Consider the following 2,219-nt stretch of genomic DNA (forward strand, 5'->3'; position numbering starts at 1 on the left):
GCCGCGCCCAGGCTGGCGAAGGTGGCGCCCGACGGCGGCACCACGGCGCCGTCCACCCCGGCGATGGTGAGGAACACGCCGCGCGCGGGGCCGGCGGGAATCCACAGCGCGTGGGCCTTGTCGATGCCGGCGAAGGCGCGCGCGAAGCTGGCGTAGTCGGTGATCGAGACCGCGCGCTCCAGCGTCAGCACGGTCAGCGGGGCGTTTTCGCGCGCGCGCTCCAGCAGCTCGCCGTCTTCGCCGCCGGTGGCGGGCTCGGGGTTCACCACCTCGCTGACGCCGAGCGGGCGCGACAGCAGCGTGGTGAGCTGGCCCGCGGCCACGTTGCCGGCCACGCCCAGGCCCTTGCGGTAGCGCGCGCGCACATTGCTCTGCCCGCTGGGCAGGCGCGCGCCTTCCACGCCGTCGCCAAACTCCACCGTGGTCAGGCCGTCGTCGTCCTGGCGCGTCTGGTAGACGCGGGCGGCGGGGCTGGCCTGGTAGAGCGTGGGCGCCTCGGTCCACAACACGTCGGCCACGCGCAGCTCCAGCGTGGACGCGCCGCCGCTGGGCGTGGGGGCGCTCACGTAGGTCAGCGGCGCCTGGTTCAGCACGAAGCGCTGGCCCGCGCTGCCCGCGTCGCCGTTGCCCAGCAGCGCCTCGACCGTTTCGCCGTGCGTGGCGGGCGCCACGTTGCCGTTGACCCGGACGCTGGCGCGTTCGTAGACGTGGCGCAGCGCGGCGTCGAGCTTGAGTTGCGTGTGGTCGCGCGCCAGCAGCACGGCCTGCTCGGTGTCGGCGATGTGGGCGATCTCGCGCACCAGCGGGTCGTCCTTGCGCGCTGGCGCCAGCCGCAGCTCGTGGCCTTTGGCCACCAGCGTGCCGCTGCGGCCGTCGCGGTCCATCAGGGCGAGCCGCAGCCGGGCCGACGCTTGGCCGAGCAGCGCGGTGAAGGCCTCGGCGCCGAGCGTGATGGCCGTGAAGAACAGCAGGCGGCTGGCCGGCGCGGTCATGAAGAGTTCGTCGCCCTCGGTCAGCGCCACGCTGCCGCCCTGCGTGAGCTGCAGCGACAGGCCCTTGGCGCCCGCGGCGATGGCGATGCGCTGCCGGGTGCCCGAGACCGCCAGCGCCTGGCCGGGCAGCAGGCCTTCCACGCGCTGGCCCAGGGTAAGCGCGTCGCCCTGCACCGGGTGGAACAGCGGCGTGTCCACCGTGGCCAGGCGCTCGCTCTGCGCGAGCACCAGGGTGTTGCGCAGGCCGAAGCGGGCCGCGCTCAGGTTTTCGGTGGTGTCGGGCGTGATGCGGGTGGTCTTGCCCGAGACGCCGAAGTCGTTGCGGCTGAGCTGGCTCACGCTCTGGGCGCGGTAGAGCTCGGTGTAGCCCGGCAGATCGGCGCTGCCCAGGCCGGCCTCGTTGGACACCAGCGCGAACCAGGTGCCGGCGGTGATCTTGGGGTTGGCGCTCTCCAGGTCCACCGTGGTCTCGTTGATGTGGAACTGCTTCCATGTCCAGTTCGAGGGCGTGCTCTTGTCGATCTTCTGCGCCAGGTTGGAGCCGCGACCGCTGAGCAGGTTGGGGTCGGGCGCGTTGTGGCCGAAGAGCGCCGTGCGCTGGCGAAACGCGTGCACCTCCACGCCCACGCCGGCCGGGCTCATGGGCGGGAACGCGCTGCCCAGGGGGTGCTGCCACACCACGCGGGTGCGGGCGTTGGCGTTGTCGGGCAGCACCGCGCTGAGCACGCGCACGTCCCAGTGTTCGCCGCCGGGGTCGCTGATGCGGTCGCTGCCCACGATGAGGATCGCATCACCCGGCTGCAGCTGCGTGGCCAGGCCGTCGAGCCACAGCTCGGTGTCGCCCGACTGGGGCCGCCAGGGCACCCGGGTCTGCACCGGCATGGCGTTCCACTGCACCCGTGCGGGAACCTCGGCCACGGTCTCGAAACTCTGCGCCGTCTCGTCCTGGCCGGGCACGCTCTGCACCCGCGTGCCCACCGGAATCTGGATCGGCTCGGGCGGCGCGGCGCCCGGCGCCTCCAGCAGCTTGAACGCCAGGTGGGTGCTGGCGGCCACGCCGGACGCGAGCCGGTAGCCGATCAGACGCGCCATCTCGCGCACCGAGAGGCGCTCGGTGGCGGTGCGCAGGTAGTGTTCCTGCGCGTAGCGTTCGGTGTAGAAGCTCAGCACGTCGAGCGAGGTGGCCATGGCGTCGGCCAGCGCCAGGCTGAAGTCGCTCATCTCGCG

General features: G+C 73.1%; 1 protein-coding gene. It reads right to left on the reverse strand.

Annotated features, from left to right (window positions below; all coding sequences use genetic code 11):
• A partial coding sequence (locus tag V6M57_RS11570; RefSeq protein ID WP_332815144.1) for a baseplate J/gp47 family protein occupies positions 1–2,213 on the reverse strand: 2,213 nt, incomplete at its 3' end.
• Between the last annotated feature and the right edge of the window lie 6 nt (positions 2,214–2,219).

Origin of the sequence: Ramlibacter sp., assembly GCF_036676645.1 — a bacterium.
GTDB lineage: Bacteria > Pseudomonadota > Gammaproteobacteria > Burkholderiales > Burkholderiaceae_C > Ramlibacter.